Annotated in this window: 14 protein-coding genes; 10 read left to right on the top strand and 4 right to left on the bottom strand. The window is 65.3% G+C overall.

Translation table 11 applies throughout. From position 1 onward, the window contains the following. Nucleotide 1 precedes the first annotated feature (1 nt). Nucleotides 2–1,168, bottom strand: a complete 1,167-nt coding sequence (sucC, locus tag J5226_RS09770; RefSeq protein WP_074862717.1) for an ADP-forming succinate--CoA ligase subunit beta — start codon at nt 1,166–1,168, stop codon at nt 2–4. Nucleotides 1,169–1,514: 346 nt separating this feature from the next. On the opposite strand from sucC, the gene J5226_RS09765 reads away from it, so the two are divergent. From J5226_RS09765 to J5226_RS09740, 6 genes are all read left to right on the top strand, one after another. After that, complete coding sequence (locus tag J5226_RS09765) at nt 1,515–3,140, top strand: ATP-binding protein (protein ID WP_215839722.1); 1,626 nt, start codon at nt 1,515–1,517, stop codon at nt 3,138–3,140. A gap of 97 nt (nt 3,141–3,237) precedes the next feature. Further along, on the top strand, nt 3,238–4,653 hold the full coding sequence (locus J5226_RS09760; protein ID WP_215839721.1) for a sigma-54 dependent transcriptional regulator: 1,416 nt from the start codon (nt 3,238–3,240) through the stop codon (nt 4,651–4,653). A 667-nt stretch (nt 4,654–5,320) separates the two neighbouring features. Beyond that, entirely contained in the window at nt 5,321–5,743 is a 423-nt protein-coding gene (locus J5226_RS09755) for a prepilin-type N-terminal cleavage/methylation domain-containing protein (protein ID WP_215839720.1), read from the top strand. Nucleotides 5,744–6,622: 879 nt separating this feature from the next. Beyond that, nucleotides 6,623–7,045 (top strand): prepilin-type N-terminal cleavage/methylation domain-containing protein, encoded by a 423-nt coding sequence (locus tag J5226_RS09750; protein ID WP_215839719.1) that lies wholly within the window; start codon nt 6,623–6,625, stop codon nt 7,043–7,045. A 167-nt stretch (nt 7,046–7,212) separates the two neighbouring features. Further along, on the top strand, nt 7,213–7,629 hold the full coding sequence (locus tag J5226_RS09745; RefSeq protein ID WP_215839718.1) for a pilin: 417 nt from the start codon (nt 7,213–7,215) through the stop codon (nt 7,627–7,629). A gap of 100 nt (nt 7,630–7,729) precedes the next feature. Continuing rightward, nucleotides 7,730–9,646, top strand: a complete 1,917-nt coding sequence (locus tag J5226_RS09740) for a tetratricopeptide repeat protein (protein ID WP_215839717.1) — start codon at nt 7,730–7,732, stop codon at nt 9,644–9,646. Nucleotides 9,647–9,684: 38 nt separating this feature from the next. On the opposite strand, the gene J5226_RS09735 is transcribed toward J5226_RS09740, so the two are convergent. The 3 genes from J5226_RS09735 to J5226_RS09725 all read right to left on the bottom strand — a co-directional run bounded on the left by J5226_RS09735 (nt 9,685) and on the right by J5226_RS09725 (nt 12,632). Then, nucleotides 9,685–10,608 carry a hypothetical protein gene (locus J5226_RS09735; protein WP_215839716.1) on the bottom strand — a complete coding sequence of 308 codons (924 nt, stop codon included), beginning with the start codon at nt 10,606–10,608 and terminating at the stop codon, nt 9,685–9,687. Between the two features lie 82 nt (nt 10,609–10,690). After that, nucleotides 10,691–11,773, bottom strand: coding sequence for a UDP-N-acetylglucosamine 2-epimerase (locus J5226_RS09730; RefSeq protein WP_215839715.1), 1,083 nt, complete (start codon nt 11,771–11,773; stop codon nt 10,691–10,693). Nucleotides 11,774–11,777: 4 nt separating this feature from the next. Further along, entirely contained in the window at nt 11,778–12,632 is an 855-nt protein-coding gene (locus J5226_RS09725; RefSeq protein WP_215839714.1) for a glycosyltransferase family 2 protein, read from the bottom strand. 134 nt (nt 12,633–12,766) lie between these two features. On the opposite strand from J5226_RS09725, the gene pilB reads away from it, so the two are divergent. Genes pilB through coaE form a run of 4 tightly spaced genes read left to right on the top strand, consistent with a single transcriptional unit; the run spans nt 12,767 to nt 17,292 of the window. Then, a complete protein-coding gene (gene pilB, locus J5226_RS09720) occupies nt 12,767–14,494 on the top strand; it encodes a type IV-A pilus assembly ATPase PilB (protein WP_215839713.1) in 1,728 nt (575 codons plus the stop codon). 3 nt (nt 14,495–14,497) lie between these two features. After that, complete coding sequence (locus J5226_RS09715) at nt 14,498–15,766, top strand: type II secretion system F family protein (protein ID WP_215839712.1); 1,269 nt, start codon at nt 14,498–14,500, stop codon at nt 15,764–15,766. 19 nt (nt 15,767–15,785) lie between these two features. Beyond that, a complete protein-coding gene (locus J5226_RS09710; RefSeq protein ID WP_215839711.1) occupies nt 15,786–16,673 on the top strand; it encodes an A24 family peptidase in 888 nt (295 codons plus the stop codon). A gap of 4 nt (nt 16,674–16,677) precedes the next feature. Beyond that, complete coding sequence (gene coaE, locus J5226_RS09705) at nt 16,678–17,292, top strand: dephospho-CoA kinase (RefSeq protein WP_215839710.1); 615 nt, start codon at nt 16,678–16,680, stop codon at nt 17,290–17,292. Nucleotides 17,293–17,640: the final 348 nt, after the last annotated feature.

Below are 17,640 nucleotides of genomic sequence, written 5' to 3'. Positions count from 1 at the left end.
CTTACTTGCCAGCGACGGCGGCAACCGCCTTCTTCGCGCCATCGTTGATGTTGTCGGCCGGGGTAATGGCCAGACCCGAATTCTTCAGCAGTTCCTTGCCGGCTTCCACGTTCGTGCCTTCGAGGCGGACGATGACGGGAACCTTGACGTCGACTTCCTTGACCGCGGCGATGATGCCCTCGGCGATCATGTCGCAGCGGACGATGCCGCCGAAGATGTTGACGAAGATGGCCTTGACCTTGTCCGAGCTCAGGATGAGCTTGAACGCCTCGGTCACGCGCTCCTTGGTGGCGCCGCCGCCAACGTCGAGGAAGTTGGCCGGCGAGCCGCCTTCCAGCTGGATGACGTCCATCGTCGCCATGGCCAGACCGGCGCCGTTGACCATGCAGCCGATGTTGCCGTCCATGGTGACGTAGTTGAGGTCGTGCTGGCTGGCCTTGACCTCGGTCTCGTCTTCCTGGCGGATATCGCGCATGTCGGCGAGATCCTTGTGGCGGAAGGTCGCGTTGTCGTCGCTGTTGACCTTGCCGTCGAGCACGGCGAGGTCGCCGTTGGTGAGGATCGCCAGCGGGTTCAGTTCGACCAGCGCCAGGTCCTTCTCGTTGAACAGCTTGTACAGGCCCAGCATGATCTTGGTCAGCTGGCCGGCCTGCTTGGCGTTGAGGCCCAGGTCGAAGGCGAGCTCGCGGCACTGGTAGGCCTGCAGGCCCTGCACGTAGTTGACGTGGATGGTCTTGATCGCTTCCGGGGTTTCCTCGGCGACCTTTTCGATTTCCACGCCGCCTTCGGCGGAGGCGATGAAGGTGACCGACTTGGTCGAGCGGTCGACCAGCACCGACAAGTACAGTTCCTTGGCGATGTCGGTGCCTTCGGAGATCAGCACCGTGTCGATCGGCAGGGCGACGCCGGCCGACTGGTAGGTCTCCATCTTGGTGCCCAGCATGGCCTGGGCGTACTGCTTCACTTCGTCGAAGTTCTTCGCCAGCTTGACGCCGCCGGCCTTGCCGCGGCCGCCCGCGTGGATCTGGGCCTTGACCACCCACAGGTCGCCCGGAATGGCCTTGGCGGCCGCGACGGCCTCTTCGGGAGTGCGCGCAACGCGCCCGGCCGGCACTGCGATGCCGTAGTCGGCAAACAGCTGCTTTGCCTGATATTCGTGGAAATTCATGCGTCACCGAGGGGAGTGAAAGACGTCCCGCGCGGACGCGCGGCCGGAGGCCGGTGCGGGCGCGAGGGGGCCGCATTGTCGCCGATCGCGGCGGGGCGAGCAAAACCTTGCGGCCGGCGGGCCGACCGGCGGAGCCCCGCGGCCGGGCCGGCCCCCGCGCCCGCGGGCGCCCGGACGGACCCCGCCGCGGGCCTGCGGCCAAATGCGGCAAGGTCGGCACGCGCCCTGCGCAAGACCCATGCCCGCCGGCACCCTTGCTGTCACACCCTGGCACAGCGGGGCGATCCGCTCGCGCCGGCCAGCCGCCCTATACTGATCGATACTCCGCCCGCGCAGGGAAACCCGCTTGCCGTCAGGTCTCGCCCCCGTCACTCCGGCCGATGCCGACTCCGCGCTGCGCCGCGAACTGTATTTCTTCACCCTGTACCGGCTGCTGGAAGCGGCCCTGCTGGTGCTGTTCCTGTTCGGCCCGGTCGACAACCTGATCGGCCCGCCGCGCCACGACCTGTTCGCGCGCTCGCTGTCGCTGTCCTACCTGTTCATCGCCGGCCTGCTGTTCGTGTTCGGCCGCCGCGGCGACCTGCGCGGCCACGTCTTCGCCGGCATCGCCTGCGACCTGTTCTTCGGCCTGCTCTCCATCCATGCCCTGCCCGGCGCCGGCACCGGCATCGCCTTGATGCTGATGTTCAACGTCGGCGCAGCCGCGCTGCTGCTGCCCACGCGCTTCGGCATCGGCGCGGCGATCGTGGCCTGCCTGGGCCTGATCGGCGAATGGCTGTGGACCGAACTGGGCAACGAGGCGCTCGGCCGCACCGTCGCCGAGCCGGTGATGTTCGCCCTGGGCTACCTGTCGATCGCGCTGCTGACCAACACCCTCGGCCGGCAGATGCGCGAGAGCCAGGAACTGGCCGAACGCCGCGGCGCCGAGGCGGCCAACTACGCCGAGATCAACGAACTCATCATCCGCCGCATGCGCACCGGCGTGCTGCTGGTCGACGGCGAAGGCCGGCTGCGGCTGGCCAACGAGGCGGCGATGCTGCTGCTCGGCGACAGCGGCGAGCACACCGGCGGCCACCACGGCCACCGCGTGCTGGCGATCGCCTCGCCCGAGCTGTCGCGCCGGCTCGGCCGCTGGCGGGTCGAGGGCCGCCCGGACGAAAGCCCGCTGCGGCTGGCGCCGGATCTGCCGGAAGTGGTGCCGCGCTTCACCCGCCTGCTCGCCGGCAGCGACCAGACCCTGATCTTCCTCGACGACACCTCGCTGGTCTCGCGCCGCGCCGAATCCATCACCCTGGCTGCGCTGGGCCGCTTCTCCGCCAGCCTCGCCCACGAGATCCGCAACCCGCTGGCGGCGATCAACTACGCCGTGCAGCTGCTGGAGGAGTCGCGCGACATCGCCGTCTCCGACCGCCGCCTGCTGGAGATCATCCGCCAGCAGGGCACGCGCATGAACGGCATCGTCGAGAACGTGCTCGGCATGGCCCGGCGCGAGCCGGCCAAGCCCGAGCACGTCGAGCTGATGGGCTTCGTGCGCCAGTTCGTCGACGAATACCGCGCCAGCCACCCGATCGAACTAGACACCTTGCGCGCCACCGGCGCGCACGCGCAGGCGCCGGCGCTGGTCGATCCGCGCCAGCTGCATCAGGCGCTGACCGTGCTGGTGCACAACGCGCTGACCTACGGCCGCCAGCCCGGCGAGCCGGCGCGGGTGACCGTGCACGTGTACTTCGACGAAGTCGGCTTGCCGGCGATCGACGTGCTCGACCGCGGCCCGGGCATTCCCGAATCGGTCGCCGAACGCCTGTTCCGGCCGTTCTTCACCACCTCCGCGCACGGCACCGGCCTGGGCCTGTACATCGCGCGCGAGCTGTGCCGCGCCAATCAGGCCTCGCTCGATTACGTCGCCGTGCCCGGCGGCGGCGGTTGCTTCCGCATCCGTCTGGCCGGCGCGAGCGCGCTTTCGCCGGCCTGACCGGCAATGTGACTGTGCGCACGGCAAGCAGAAAACGTGCCACTGGCGTCTTGGCCGCGACAGGTTCGTTAAGTTATCGTGGGCGGTGGAGGGCGCAATGGCTGAAACCCGTAGTGCATTGGTAGTCGACGACGAACGCGATATCCGCGAGTTGCTCGTCATGACGTTGGGCCGCATGGGCCTGCGTTGCGATACCGCGTCGGGCCTCAATGAGGCTCGCAGTCAGCTGCTGCGCAATCGTTACGATTTGTGCCTGACCGACATGCGCCTGCCCGATGGCTCGGGCATGGATCTGGTCGCTGAAATCAGCTTGAAGTATCCGAACACCCCGGTGGCGATGATCACCGCCTTCGGCAACGTCGAAGCCGCGGTCGAGGCGCTCAAGGCCGGCGCGTTCGACTTCGTCGCCAAGCCCGTGGACTTGTCGGTGCTGCGCGATCTGGTCCGCCACGCGCTGGAGCTGCACGAGACCCGCCGCAACGCCAGCGAGGCGGTCGGCTCGCGCCTGTACGGCGAATCGCCGGCGATGATCAAGCTGCGCCAGACCATCGGCAAGGTCGCGCGCAGCCAGGCGCCGGTCTACATCGCCGGCGAATCCGGCGTGGGCAAGGAACTGGTCGCCCGCACCATCCACTCCGAGGGCGGCCGCGCCGACGGGCCGTTCGTGCCGGTCAACTGCGGCGCGATCCCGGCCGAGCTGATGGAGAGCGAGTTCTTCGGCCATAAGAAAGGCAGCTTCACCGGCGCCCACGCCGACAAGCCCGGCCTGTTCCAGGCCGCCGACGGCGGCACCTTGTTCCTCGACGAAGTGGCCGAGCTGCCGCTGGCGATGCAGGTCAAGCTGCTGCGCGCGATCCAGGAGAAGTCGATCCGCCCGGTCGGCGCCCAGGCCGAAGTCACGGTCGACGTGCGCATCCTCTCGGCCACGCACAAGGATCTGGCCGCGCTGGTCGCCGAAGGCCGCTTCCGCCAGGACTTGTACTACCGCATCAACGTCATCGAACTGCGCGTGCCGCCGCTGCGCGAACGCCTGGACGACCTGCCCGGCCTCGCCGCCAAGATCCTGCACCGCCTCGCCGGCACTCAGGGCCGGGTCGTGCCGCGCCTGGGCGACGACGCCCTGGACGCGCTGCGCGCCTACACCTTCCCCGGCAACGTGCGCGAACTCGAGAACATCCTCGAACGCGCGCTGGCCCTGGCCGAAGGCGAGACCCTGAGCGCCAGCGACCTGCGCCTGCCGCGTCTGGCCACCCAGACCGCCCCGGCCGGCGTCGCGCCCGCGGCGGCAGCCCCGGGCCAACCGCCGGCCCCACCCGGCGCCGTCGACCCGCGCACGATCAGCCCGCGCGACACCGCCACCAGCGCCCTGCCTTCGTATATCGAAGAGATCGAACGCGCCGCGATCCAGCAGGCGCTGCAGGAAAACCGCTACAACAAGACCCGCACCGCGGCGGCGCTGGGGATTACGTTCCGGGCGTTGCGGTACAAGCTCAAGAAGCTCGGGATCGATTGAGGCGGCGGCCGGCCGCGCGATGCGCGCGGCGCTGGCGGTCTTATTAGTACGAAGAAACGCCGGTCCGCGAGGGCCGGCGTTTTTGTTTGCCGTGGCGGTGGACTTGGCGCTGGGGCAAGCGTGCCGACATCGCCGGCCCCGGTCCGCAGTAACGAGTCGTTGCCGGCGTTGCGCCCCGGCGGTCGATACCGTCCGCGGATCGACTCGACGCTCTCACTGCCTGATCGACAGCGGTGGGCAGACGCCGCACGGTCGTACCCGCTTCGAGCGCTCGCGCTTACGGATATCCGTTTCGACCACATCGCGGATCGCCGGCAACCACTGCGCGAGGAGGAGGATCGAGATCGTCGCAGCGCGAATCGCGCTACCCAGCCGACAGAGAATCCGTGTCTTGAATACGGATTTGTAACCGCACATTTAGTGCCATGAATTCATTCTAGTGCACGTCGACGTTCTCGCAGAAGTCGCGGCAACTCCTTGCACCGGCAACAGACGCATCGAATGCGCATCCACAGCAGCACTCTTTGCTCACTTACTCCATGCCCCTTCGAATTGGCACGAGGCCTGCGTAGCCCGTGTTGGACCAGCGCTTCGCATGGCCGCCGAATTCCCGCGGTCATTGCGCTGCCGGCACCCGCAACCTCCGACACCACTTAGGGGAAACACCATGAACAAGCAGCAAGGCTTCACCCTGATCGAACTGATGATCGTCATCGCGATTCTCGGCATCCTGATCGCCATCGCGTTGCCGGCGTATCAGGACTACACCGTCCGCACCAAGAACGCCGAGTGCTTGAACATCGCGGCGGCCGCCAAGCTGGCCGTGTCCGAAACGGCTCAGGACCGTGGCTCGCTGGCCGCCATCACCACCCAGTCCGTCACCGGCTATCAGTTCGCGCCCAGCAAGTACTGCAAGAATGTCGCGATCATCAAGGATGGCGTCATCACCACCGAGGCTCAGAAGACCGGCGCTACCACGGAGGCCAAGTTCAAGCTCGAGCCGACCTTCAGCGCAGGCCGCATCGATTGGAAGTGCACCGACACCGGCGGCGCCAAGAAGTCGCAGCTGCCGGCCGAGTGCAGGGGCTAATTCTCGGCGACTCGCTCAAGTCGTTCTCTATCGATCGGTGCCGATGCCCCAGGTATCGGCGCCGGAAACACAAAGCGCCGGCTCGCGAGAGCCGGCGCTTTGTGTTTCCGGCGAAAGAGTCGATCGAGCAATGGAAACCTGGGACTCGATACGGCACGAGAACAAAGATTCACCGCAAACCTGTTCGAGCCGCCACGACGCGGCTGAGCGGCACCGATAGCGACATGAGGAACGCAGCGACACGCAACGCACGCAGTTCGCCGTTCTCTCGCAAGACCGCATGACGTGCCGCACTGGGCACGCAGGACGCATCCGGCCTCTCATTATTCGATAGAGCGGTCCGCCCGGCAGTGGCGGCATCGCCCCGATACGGCATTCAAGGGCCTGCAACGCCTTCACGACCGGATCGGACCAGGCCGCTCGGTGAACACCGACGCCGCCGCCCCCCTATTTCCAGGCCAAGCGTTTGCGTCCACACCGACGCACAACGGCCCTTCCCAGGCCAGCTCTCGCAGGCGCCACTCTCCCACCCCATTCAGCCGCCAATTCCCGACAAGCGCCTTCGCGAGGCTCGTCGCAAAAGCTGCCCCCGGAGAATTTTCGGTGAACATCACATTTTCGAGGGGGCATCTTCCAATCTGACGTTTTTGGTCACCAGAACCTCCCCCGGACTGACCCAAAACGTCACCTCACTCACCCTTACCCAGCCTCGATGCGTGACTGCCCTAGCAGTTTCCTGGCCAGTGCCATATGCGCCACTACTTGGCACGGGTTGTGCGTAGTCCTTACGTGCACGGACAGCTCGCCAGGCACCTTCGATGGATCGAAAGCCGACGCTCGCTGGCACGTGAAGCAACCAACACTCCTAGGGGATACACCATGAAGAAGCAGCAAGGCTTTACCCTGATCGAACTGATGATCGTCATCGCGATCCTCGGCATCCTGATCGCCATCGCTCTGCCGGCCTACCAGGACTACACCGTCCGCACCAAGAACGCCGAGTGCCTGAACGTCGCCGCCGCCGCCAAGCTGGCCGTGTCCGAAACCGCTCAGGACCGTGGCTCGCTCGCCGCCATCACCTCCCAGTCGATCACCGGCTATGAGTTCAAGGCCAGCGACTACTGCAAGGACGTCAAGATCGCCGCCAACGGCGTGATCCAGACCGAAGCCCAGGCCACTGGCGCCGACAAGATGGCGAAGTTCGATCTGACCCCGGCTTTCAGCGCCGGTCGCATCGACTGGACCTGCAAGGAAACCAACGGTTCCAAGAAGTCGCAGCTGCCGGCCGAGTGCCGCGGCTAATACGCTGCCCGACAGCGTGAGCTACACCAGAAACCCCGGTTCGCCGGGGTTTCTGCTAAAGGGCGGCGGAGAAGCCCCACCACGCCTTTTTTTGCAGTAACGGATCACCCCCCTGACGATCCGACCGTTCCAAGGTTCATCGCACTGGCGCTTCCGGGGGTATCCCTATGAAACATCAATCAGGCTTCACCCTGATCGAACTGATGATCGTGATCGCGATCCTCGGCTTGCTGATAGCCATCGCGCTGCCGGCCTATCAGGACTACTCGATCCGAACCAAAAACGCGGAGTGCCTGTATGCCGCCGCCGGCGCCAAGATCGCGGTCAGCGAATCGGCGCAGGACATCGGCCAACTGGCCCTCATCACGCCCAGCAGCACCGGATACAAATTCGTTGCGAGCAAGTACTGCGCCTCCATCGATGTTGGCGACAAGGGCGTGCTGACGCTGACCACCCGCAACACGGGCGGAAAAGCCGCGAAGATCGAACTCACTCCCGGCGAAGGAAGCGGCCGAGTGGAGTGGGAGTGCAAGGAGCTCAACGGCGTGCCGAAGTCGCAACTTCCCGCCGAATGCAGGAAGTGATCCCGACACCCGCATATGGATGCTATAAGAACCCCGGCTCGCCGGGGTTCTTTTTTTGGCAAGCAACTCGAATTCCGCTGCAATGAACTTACGGTCGCCCATGTCCGCCAGCCAAACGCGCATCCTCTTCTACATCGCGGCACTCGCCACGCTCGTGCTTTATTGGTCGGGTTTGAAGGGCCCCTTCATTTTCGACGATGCGTACAACCTCGATCCACTGAAGCGCTGGATCGACGGCCAAGCGAGCGCGGCGGAAATCATCTTCGGCAACCAATCCGGTCCCTTGGGTCGCCCCGTTTCCATGGCCAGCTTTTGGCTTAGCGCGGCGACCGGCGGCATGCATCCGTTCCCGTTCAAATTCGGCAACCTGTTGATCCATCTGGTTTGCGGCGCGCTCGCTTGGCAGGTGGTGCGCCGAATTCTCGCGCTCGATGAGCGCCTGCGCTCTCACGCCAACACCATAGGCGCGATCGTGGCGTGCCTCTGGCTGCTGCACCCCATCAACGTCAGCACGGTTCTCTACGCCGTGCAGCGCATGGCTCAGCTCAGTACGCTGTTCGCCCTCGCCGCGGTCTGGGCTTACCTCTCCGGACGGGCCAAACTCGAAGCAGGTCAATCGCGTCCCGCGGCGATTCGGCTGTTTGTCGGCTTCCCTCTCCTGCTGGCGCTCGCAGCGTTCAGCAAGGAAAACGGCATCGTGGTACCGGCCCTGTGCCTGGTGATCGAGATCGCCTACTTCCGCAGTCCTCGCCCCTCCATCGTCAAAGGGTTTTATGCGCTGTTTCTCGCGGTCCCGGCCCTGGCTGCCATCGCCCTGGCGCTGAGATACCCGGATCAGTTCTTCAACGGCTACGAGGCCCGCGGCTTCACCCTGACCGAACGCCTGCTCAGTCAGCCGCGTGCGCTGATGGAATACATCGGCCTGATCTTATGGCCACGCGGCGGACAAATGGGGCTGTTCGTAGACGACTTCCAAACCTCGCACGGACTGCTTTCTCCCGCTTCCACGCTATTCGCCCTACTGGCTCTCATCGGCATGAGCGTGGCTGCGGCGCTGCTGCGCCGCCGCGCTCCGACCCTGTTTGCGGGCTGGTTCTTCTTCCTGGTCGCGCACTCGGTCGAGTCCGGCATTCTGCCGCTCGAGCTGTACTTCGAGCATCGCAATTACCTCCCGAGCATCGGATTGCTGTTGGCGGTCGTCGGCATCGCCGAATTGCTCCCCGCCGACGGCTTCGCGCGCGCTCCGCGTATGAAGAAACTGGTCGCACTCGCACCCGCCGTGGCTGCACTGGCCTTTGCTTTCGTCACCTGGAGCCAAGTGCGGGTGTGGAGGACCGAGGAGGGAATGATCGACCAAGCCTTGGTCAATCGACCCGATTCCGCGCGCGCCAACATCATGAAGGCCGGGCAATTGCTGAACACCGGAAAGCTCGATCAAGCGCGCATTCTTACGCAGCGGGTAACAAGGCTTCCCGAACAGAGTCATCGTCTCCAGGGGTATGTCAGCACCGAGATCATCGACTGCTGGTCCGCCGGAGGAGCCAAAGCCAACGAACTCGACCGGGGCGTTTCCAACTTTCAGCCGCCCATTCAACTGTCCGACGCATTGTCGTTCCGCCAGCTTTTGGATGTGATCGAAACCAAGCGATGCGGCGGCCTGCTGACCGAGAGCCGCATCGCCCAGGCAGCCGAGCGCGTGCTGGACAGCGCCCCCTCTCAGGCCGAAACGTCCAAGGCGAAATGGATGTTGCGGACGATGGCGGCGACCGCGCATATCCGCGCCGAGCAATGGGAACAAGCGCAGACGCAAGCCGAAAAGGCATGGAATCCGGGAGCCGACCCCGCTGTGGGAGGGCTGTTGGCCCGCATCTATATCCACAACGGCCGAAAGGAAGAAGCGACGAGGGCGCTCGATCAGGTCGCCAAACGGCTGAAGGGATACGAGACGATCGGGCAGGAAGAGGTCGCCTCGCTCCGCGCTCAAATCGCCGGCATGCCGGATCCGGCTGGCCGCTGATAATCTGACAGCGGCCTAGCGACGCGTCGCCTCGCTCATTACGCCTTGGCTCGTATTTTCGACACGCCTCCTAAACCCGCGGCCAGACCTCCAGCCAGCAGATCGAAGCAAGTGAACACCAGCCGCATCACCGCGGCGAAAGCGATCGCATCCGAATAGCCGACCCACGGTGAGCTCAACGCCACGAAGGTCGCTTCGCGCACGAGCATTCCGCCTGGAGCGAAGACGGCAACCAGGCCGACTGCGATTCCGAGCCCGTAACAGGCGGCCAAACCCGCCGCCGCGGACAGCGGCAATTCGTAGGCGGCCGATGCCAGGCATGCGATCGCCGTCATTTGCACGACTTGCTGCAGCGCGACGAAACCGCTCGCCCGCGCCAGGCCCGATGCAGGCTCGACCAAGACATATCCGATCGGGGCTTTCCATCGCGCGGGCATCCTGTCCGCCAAGGCGGACAGAACAAAACGACCGCATCGCCAGCCCAGCAAAACAAGCAAAGGCGCGGCGAGGGAACAGATCAAAATCGGCCAACCGAATTTCGCCGCGCCCCAGAGTGCGCCGGAGACTATGCAGACGGATGCGAACCCCGCCCACTGCTCGAACAGCCCCGCAGCGACCATGCCAGGCACGGCACGTCCAGAAGACGAGTCGGCCAATCGCGCGGCAAACCCCCAAATTCCACCGGGGATGTATTTCCCCAGCAAAAGCAGCGCCAAGTGTCGCGCCGCTTCGCCCCTACCGATGAAGCGATCGGAGTATGCGCGGACGCTTAGGCGCCAGCTTTCGACCGCCAACCACCACGCACCGCCCAGCAGCACCGCGGAAACCGCTCCGCCGCCCCAGCCGATTCCCGCGAGCAATTGACGCGCCTCGTGCCAGTACTTGGCCAACGCATAGACGCACAGCCCCAATCCCAACCAGAACAGGACGATCAACAAACTGCGCAGAAAGCCGTTCTTCATGGCGACGGTTGAGTTCAGATAGGTTCCCTATTCGGATGTCGACGCGCGCGGCACGCGCCGCTTCGACCTGCCCTATCGCAGCCTATGCCAAAAGCTGCTCGGCGATAACAGCCGAAGGACTTCGCCCCTGGTCGACGGCGGGCGCCTGCCTTAGCTGCTGATACGCCCCGGAGCGAATGAACTCGAAGACACCGCCGGGCGCCGCGCCCTCCATGCAAGCGTTCTGCCCGAGACCATCGGAGCGCTCGGTATGCGCGCGCATGATCAAGGTCGGCACTCCCAGAACCGCCAACTCTTCTTGATTCGAACCGCCATCGGTCAGCACGCAGGAAGCGCCCGCGACCAATCGCAAGAATGCGCCGTATCCCAGCCTCGGCGAGAGGCGAATGCCGGGCGCGGCCTCCAGTTTCGCGCGCAGAGCGGAGTCCTCCAAGCGCTTGCGGGTCGCCGGGTGCAAAACGAAATGCACCTCGTAGCAGTCCGAGAGGCGCACCAGCAAATCGACAAGCTCGCTCAATCGGGCTTGTTGATAAATATTCTGAAACCGATGCAGCGAAGCGACCAGGTACTTGCGCTCTAGGTCCGGTCCGACCCGAGGACTCACGATCTTCACGGCATCGACAATGGTATTCCCACCCGTACCAACGGCGCGCGCCCCATGCCTGCGCCGCATGAACTCCAACGATGCCTCATCGGGGCATAGCGCCAAATCCGCGAATCGGAACACCAGACGACGGGAAATTTCTTCGGGAAACGGATCCAGAAGCTTCCCCGAAGTGAGTCCGCTCTCCACATGCGCGCAAGGCAAACCCGTGACTCGCGCCGCAGCGGCTCCGATCAGCGTCGACAAAGTATCCCCGTGCACGACCACGATCCAATCGCCGCCCTCGGCCGAATAGCCGCTCAGTTTGCGTTTCACCCCTAGCCAAGCGGCAGGCAGCCAGCGCAGCAGCGACATGACTGTCGCGCGCTCCTGGAGTTCCACCGCATCCTCGGGAACCGTACGGATGCCGAACTCCTGGATCAAATCCTGCATCGTCTCCTTGTGCTGCCCCGTCATGAGCAGACGGACTCGGGCCGCCCTGCTTTCGCAGGCCACGATCACAGGAGCGACCTTGATCAGCTGCGCTCGAGTACCGACGACGAATACGACCCCGCGCGCCATGGCGTCAGTCGCTGTGCTTATAAGTAAGCGCGGTGATCTGCTCCGATATCAGGCCGATCAGGAAGACGATGACCGCCGCGCTCAGCATCAGCGCGCTCATATTGGTGAACCTGCCGTGGGCATAGAAGGTCCACGCGTAATGCCCCAAACCCAACAAAAGGAACAGCATCGAAGTCGGCACGAACAACTTCAGCGGCGAATAAAGGGTCGCGATCTTGAAGATGATCAGCAAAAACCGGACCCCGTCCCGAAGCGGACGGATATGGCTCTGAGTACCCACTCTTCGAGCGACCTCGACCGGGACATAGGTCACCGGATAGGCGCTGCGGAAGAAAGCCATCGTACTGGTGGTCGGATAACTGAAGCCGTTCGGCAATAGATAAAGGAACTCGCGGAACTTGGCCGCTCGCACCGCACGAAATCCAGACGTAAGATCGAGGACTTTGTGCCCAGTCATCCAGCTGGCCAAGCGGTTGTAGAGGGCATTGGCCGCTCCGCGCCCGACGCTGGCTTGCCCACTGGCGCTCCGCGCGCCGACGACCATGTCGTAACCGCGCTCCATCGGCTCCAGCAAACGCGCTATCTGGGCCGGGTCGTGCTGACCGTCGGCGTCCATGAACACGATCACCTCGCCGCGGGCGGCGCGGGCGCCGCGCTTGATCGCCGCGCCGTTGCCCATCGAATAGGGCGAGCTCAGGACCTTGGCGCCGAGGCTGGAGGCGACCTGGGCGGTGTCGTCGGTCGAGCCGTCGTTCACCACGATGATCTCCGCGTCCGGCAACGCCGCGCGCAGCGCCGGCAAGGTACGGCGCAACCCCTCCGACTCGTTTTTGGCCGGCAAAACAATAGAAATAGACATGCCACCTCCCCGTGGCGGAGGATACCTTGTCCCGGTTGGACCTGACACCGGCCGACCGCAGAATAGCGACGCCGTTCCGCTCGCTACGACCTGAGATTGCGGTAAAGTCAGGGTGGGGAAAACTGAGGGCTGAGATGTCCACCGCTACTGCCAATCTGGTGGGAATCACCGGCATCGCCCGGCGTTTGGTCATGGACGGCGCCCTGGACGAGGTCAAAGCCCGCGAAGCCATGGCCGCGGCCAGCGCCGAGCGCAAGCCGCTGGCCTCATACCTTGCTGAGAATCGGCTGGCGACCTCGGCCCAGCTGGCCGCCGCCAACTCGATCGAGTTCGGCGTGCCGCTGTTCGACGCCAGCGCGATGGACCCGGGCCAGTCGGCCTCGCGCCTGATCAGCGAGGAGCTGGTCCGCAAGCACAACGCCCTGCCGTTGTTTAAGCGCGGCAACAAGCTTTTCATCGGTCTGGCCGACCCGACCAACAGCCGCGCGCTGGACGAGATCAAGTTCCAGACCAACCTCGTGATCGAGGCGATCCTGGTCGACGAGGACCTGATCAAGTCGACCCTCGACCGCTGGATGGACACCAACGACGCCCTCGGCGACACGGTCGGCGACGGCGAGGGCCTGGACACCCTGGAAGTCGGCAAGGACGACGAGGGCCTGGGCGCCGGCGGCGACTCGGGCATCGACGCCAAGGGCGACGACACCCCGGTGGTGAAGTTCGTCAACAAGGTGCTGGTCGACGCGATCCGCCGCGGCGCCTCGGACATCCACTTCGAGCCCTACGAAACCGAATACCGGGTGCGCCTGCGCATCGACGGCCTGCTCAAGCAGGTCGCCAAGGTGCCGAACAAGCTGCACTCGCGCATCGCCGCGCGCCTGAAGGTCATGGCGCAGCTGGACATCGCCGAGAAGCGCGTGCCGCAGGACGGCCGCATCAAGCTCAACCTGTCCAAGAGCAAGCAGATCGACTTCCGCATGAGCACCTTGCCGACCCTGTTCGGCGAGAAGATCGTGCTGCGTATCCTCGACGGCTCGGCCGCGCGGCTGGGCATCGAGAAGCTCGGCTACGAGGACGATCAGCGCGATCTGTTCGTCAACGCGGTGGTCAAGCCCTACGGCATGGTGCTGGTCACCGGCCCGACCGGCTCGGGCAAGACGGTGTCGCTGTACACCGCGCTCAACATCCTCAACGACGACCAGCGCAACATCTCCACGGTCGAGGACCCGGTCGAAATCCGCGTGCCAGGCATCAACCAGGTGCAGATGAACGTCAAACGCGGCATGACCTTCGCCGCCGCGCTGCGCAGCTTCCTGCGCCAAGATCCGGACGTGATCATGGTCGGCGAAATCCGCGACCTCGAGACCGCCGAAATCGCCATCAAGGCCGCGCAGACCGGCCACATGGTGCTGTCCACGCTGCACACCAACGACGCTCCGCAGACCATCGCGCGCCTGATGAACATGGGCGTGGCGCCGTACAACATCACCTCCTCGGTGACCTTGGTGATCGCCCAGCGTCTGGCGCGGCGCCTGCACGACTGCAAGCGCGAGGTTCATCTGCCCGAACACGCGCTGCTGGCCGAAGGTTTCACCCACGAAGAAGTCGCCGCCGGCATCACCCTCTACGAACCGGTCGGCTGCCCCGACTGCACCGAGGGGTATAAGGGCCGTACCGGCATCTACCAGGTCATGCCGATGACCGAAGAAATCCAGGCGATCGTGCTCGAAGGCGGCAATGCGATGCAGATCGCCGCCGCCGCCACGAAGTCGGGCGTGCGCGACCTGCGCCGCTCGGCGCTGGTCAAGGTGCTCAACGGCGTCACCAGCCTGGCCGAAATCAACCGCGTAACCAAGGACTAAGCCATGTCCGCGACCCGATCCGCCACTCGCGCCGCCACCAAGACCGCCCCCCCGGTTCGCCGCGAAAATCCCCTGGAAATGTTCGTCTGGCAGGGCACCGACAAGCGCGGCATCACGATGAAGGGCGAGCAGGCGGCCAAGAACGCCAACCTGCTGCGCGCCGAACTGCGCCGCCAGGGCATCACGCCCAACGTGGTCAAGCCCAAGGGCAAGCCGCTGTTCGGCGCTTCCGGCCAGCGCATCACCCCGGGCGACATCGCCATCTTCAGCCGCCAGATCGCCACGATGATGAAGTCGGGCGTGCCGATCGTGACCTCGCTGGAGATCATCGGCGAGGGCCACAAGAACCCGCGCATGAAGAAGCTGCTCAACGCGATCCGCGCGGACCTGGAAAGCGGTCTGTCGCTGTACGAGGCGATGAGCAAGCACCCGGTGCAGTTCGACGAGCTCTACCGCAATCTGGTCAAGGCCGGCGAATCGGCCGGTGTGCTGGAAACCGTGCTCGACACGGTCGCGACCTACAAAGAAAACATCGAAACCCTCAAGGGCAAGATCAAGAAGGCCTTGTTCTACCCGGCCACCGTGGTCGCGGTGGCGATCCTGGTCAGCGCGATCCTGCTGATCTTCGTGGTGCCGCAGTTCCAGCAGACCTTCAAGAGCTTCGGCGCCGACTTGCCGGCCTTCACCTTGATGGTGATCGGCATGAGCGACTTCATGATCCAGTGGTGGTGGGCGATCTTGCTGCTGACCATCGGCGCGGCGGTGGCCTTCATCATGGCCAAGAACCGCTCGCCGGGCTTCGCCCACTTCCTCGACCGCGCGATGCTCAAGATCCCGGTCGTCGGCCAGATCCTGCACAACGCCGCGATTGCCCGCTTCGCCCGCACCCTGGCGGTGACCTTCCGCGCCGGCGTGCCGCTGGTGGAAGCGCTCGACACCGTCGCCGGCGCCACCGGCAACGTGGTCTACGAGAAGGCGGTCTACCGCATCCGCGACGACGTCTCGGTGGGTTATCAGGTCAACATGGCGATGAAGCAGGTCAACCTGTTCCCGCACATGGTGGTGCAGATGACCGCGATCGGCGAAGAAGCCGGCGCGCTCGACACCATGCTGGTCAAGGTCGCCGAGTTCTACGAGCAGGAGGTCAACAACGCGGTCGACGCGCTGTCGAGCCTGCTGGAACCGCTGATCATGATCATCCTCGGCGTCATCGTCGGCGGCATGGTGGTGGCGATGTATCTGCCGATCTTCAAGCTGGCAGCGACGATCTGATCGGCGATATCCTCACCGCATGGCATTCCTAGATCAGAACCCCGGCCTCGGGTATCCGCTCGCGGCCGGTTTCGGGCTGCTGCTCGGCAGTTTCTACAACGTCGTCATCCTGCGCCTGCCCAAGCGATTGGACTGGCAGTGGAAGAAGGACGCGCGCGAAGTCCTGGAACTGCCCGAGGTGTACGACCCGCCGCCGCCGGGCATCGTGGTCGAACGTTCGCACTGCCCGCATTGCAAGCATCAGCTGGCGTGGTTCGAGAACATTCCGCTGTTCAGCTATCTCGCGCTGCGCGGGCGCTGCCGCTACTGCAAGACCCCGATCTCGATGCAGTACCCGGCGGTCGAGGCGCTGACCATGCTGCTGATGCTGGCCTGCGTGGCCCGCTTCGGTTTCGGCTGGCAGGGCTTCGGCGCGATGGTGCTCACCAGCTTCCTGATCATCCTGTCGGGCATCGACCTGCGCACGCAGTACCTGCCCGACAGCCTGACCTTGCCGCTGATGTGGCTCGGCATCATCGCCGCCAGCGACAACCTGTATTTCCCGGTCAAACCGGCTGTGCTCGGCGCGATCGCCGGCTTCGGCAGCCTGTGGCTGGTCAACTGGATCTACAAGCAGTACCAAGTCGTGGTCAAACGGGTCAAAGACCCGCGCGACGGCATGGGCGGCGGCGACTTCAAGCTGCTCGCCGCGATCGGCGCCTGGGTCGGGCTCAAGGGCGTGCTGCCGGTCATCCTGATGTCCTCTTTGGTCGGCGCGGTGATCGGTTCGATCTGGCTGGCGGTCAAGGGCCGCGACATGGGCATCCCGATTCCGTTCGGACCGTATCTCGCCATCGCCGGCTGGATCGTGTTCTTCTGGGGCGAAAGCCTGCTGCAGGTCTACCTGTCCTTCTCCGGACTGGGCTGATCCGATGGCCCGCTTCTGCGTCGGCGTCACCGGCGGCGTGGCCTCGGGCAAGAGCGAGGTCACCCGGCGCTTCGAAGCGCTGGGCGTCGTCGTCGCCGACGCCGATCTGGCCGCCCGCGCCGCAGTCGCGGCCGGCAGCGCAGGATTGGCCGAAGTCGCCGCGACGTTCGGCCCGCAGGTGCTCGACGCCGAGGGCGGCCTGGACCGCGCCGCGATGCGGCGTCTGGTGTTCAACGACGAGGCCGCGCGCAAGCGGCTGGAAGCCATCGTCCACCCGCGGGTGCGGGCGATGCTGCAAGCGCAGTGCGCGCAGGCGCCGGGCGACTACGCCATCGCCGCGATCCCGCTGCTGGCCGAAGGCGGCCGCGACGCCTACCCCTGGCTCGACCGCGTGCTGGTGGTCGACGTGCCCGCCGCCGTGCAGCAAGCGCGGGTGATGCAGCGCGACCGCATCGACGCCGAACTGGCCGCGCGCATGATCGCCGCGCAAGCCACGCGCGAGGCGCGTCTGGCGGTGGCCGACGACATCGTGGTCAACGACGGGCCGCTGGAAGCGCTGCAGGCGCAGGTGGAAGCGCTGGATCGGCGGTATCGCGCGATGGCCGAGGCGGCGAACTGAGGCCGCGCGGGTTCGGCCCGCGTATCGCTCCATCGCTGTCCGCGAGCGCCAAGCACGCCACCGCCGCGCGGTTTCGTTTCCGACTGTAGGAGCGGCGCAAGCCGCGACCGCGCCATCGCAACCACGACGCAACCCGCCTCGGCTCGCGTCGCTATCCAACGCGCAACGGCTTAAGTCGCTTCGTCGGCGGCTTCACTACGATTTCCAACTTTCGCGGCAGTCGCGATGGCGCGGTCGCGGCTCACGCCGCTCCTACAGGGGCACACCGGCAGACTCGGAATCCTTAGCGACCTTCGCGATCCGCGGCACGCATCCCAAAAGCATCGGGCCCGACACCTCTCCCCAACC

Source organism: Lysobacter sp. K5869, from assembly GCF_018847975.1.
Taxonomy (GTDB): Bacteria; Pseudomonadota; Gammaproteobacteria; order Xanthomonadales; family Xanthomonadaceae; genus Lysobacter.
Note: the sequence above shows the minus strand (reverse complement) of the source record. Positions and strands in the feature narration are given on the sequence as shown.

Bases quoted from the DNA above. Each gene is read 5' to 3' on its own strand.
- coaE (WP_215839710.1), top strand. From the start codon at position 16,678: ATGGCCCGCTTCTGCGTCGGCGTCACCGGCGGCGTGGCCTCGGGCAAG.
- J5226_RS09760 (WP_215839721.1), top strand. From the start codon at position 3,238: ATGGCTGAAACCCGTAGTGCATTGGTAGTCGACGACGAACGCGATATC.
- J5226_RS09710 (WP_215839711.1), top strand. From the start codon at position 15,786: ATGGCATTCCTAGATCAGAACCCCGGCCTCGGGTATCCGCTCGCGGCC.
- J5226_RS09725 (WP_215839714.1), bottom strand. From the start codon at position 12,632: ATGTCTATTTCTATTGTTTTGCCGGCCAAAAACGAGTCGGAGGGGTTG.
- J5226_RS09745 (WP_215839718.1), top strand. From the start codon at position 7,213: ATGAAACATCAATCAGGCTTCACCCTGATCGAACTGATGATCGTGATC.
- pilB (WP_215839713.1), top strand. From the start codon at position 12,767: ATGTCCACCGCTACTGCCAATCTGGTGGGAATCACCGGCATCGCCCGG.
- J5226_RS09755 (WP_215839720.1), top strand. From the start codon at position 5,321: ATGAACAAGCAGCAAGGCTTCACCCTGATCGAACTGATGATCGTCATC.
- J5226_RS09715 (WP_215839712.1), top strand. From the start codon at position 14,498: ATGTCCGCGACCCGATCCGCCACTCGCGCCGCCACCAAGACCGCCCCC.
- J5226_RS09730 (WP_215839715.1), bottom strand. From the start codon at position 11,773: ATGGCGCGCGGGGTCGTATTCGTCGTCGGTACTCGAGCGCAGCTGATC.
- J5226_RS09735 (WP_215839716.1), bottom strand. From the start codon at position 10,608: ATGAAGAACGGCTTTCTGCGCAGTTTGTTGATCGTCCTGTTCTGGTTG.
- J5226_RS09740 (WP_215839717.1), top strand. From the start codon at position 7,730: ATGTCCGCCAGCCAAACGCGCATCCTCTTCTACATCGCGGCACTCGCC.
- sucC (WP_074862717.1), bottom strand. From the start codon at position 1,168: ATGAATTTCCACGAATATCAGGCAAAGCAGCTGTTTGCCGACTACGGC.
- J5226_RS09750 (WP_215839719.1), top strand. From the start codon at position 6,623: ATGAAGAAGCAGCAAGGCTTTACCCTGATCGAACTGATGATCGTCATC.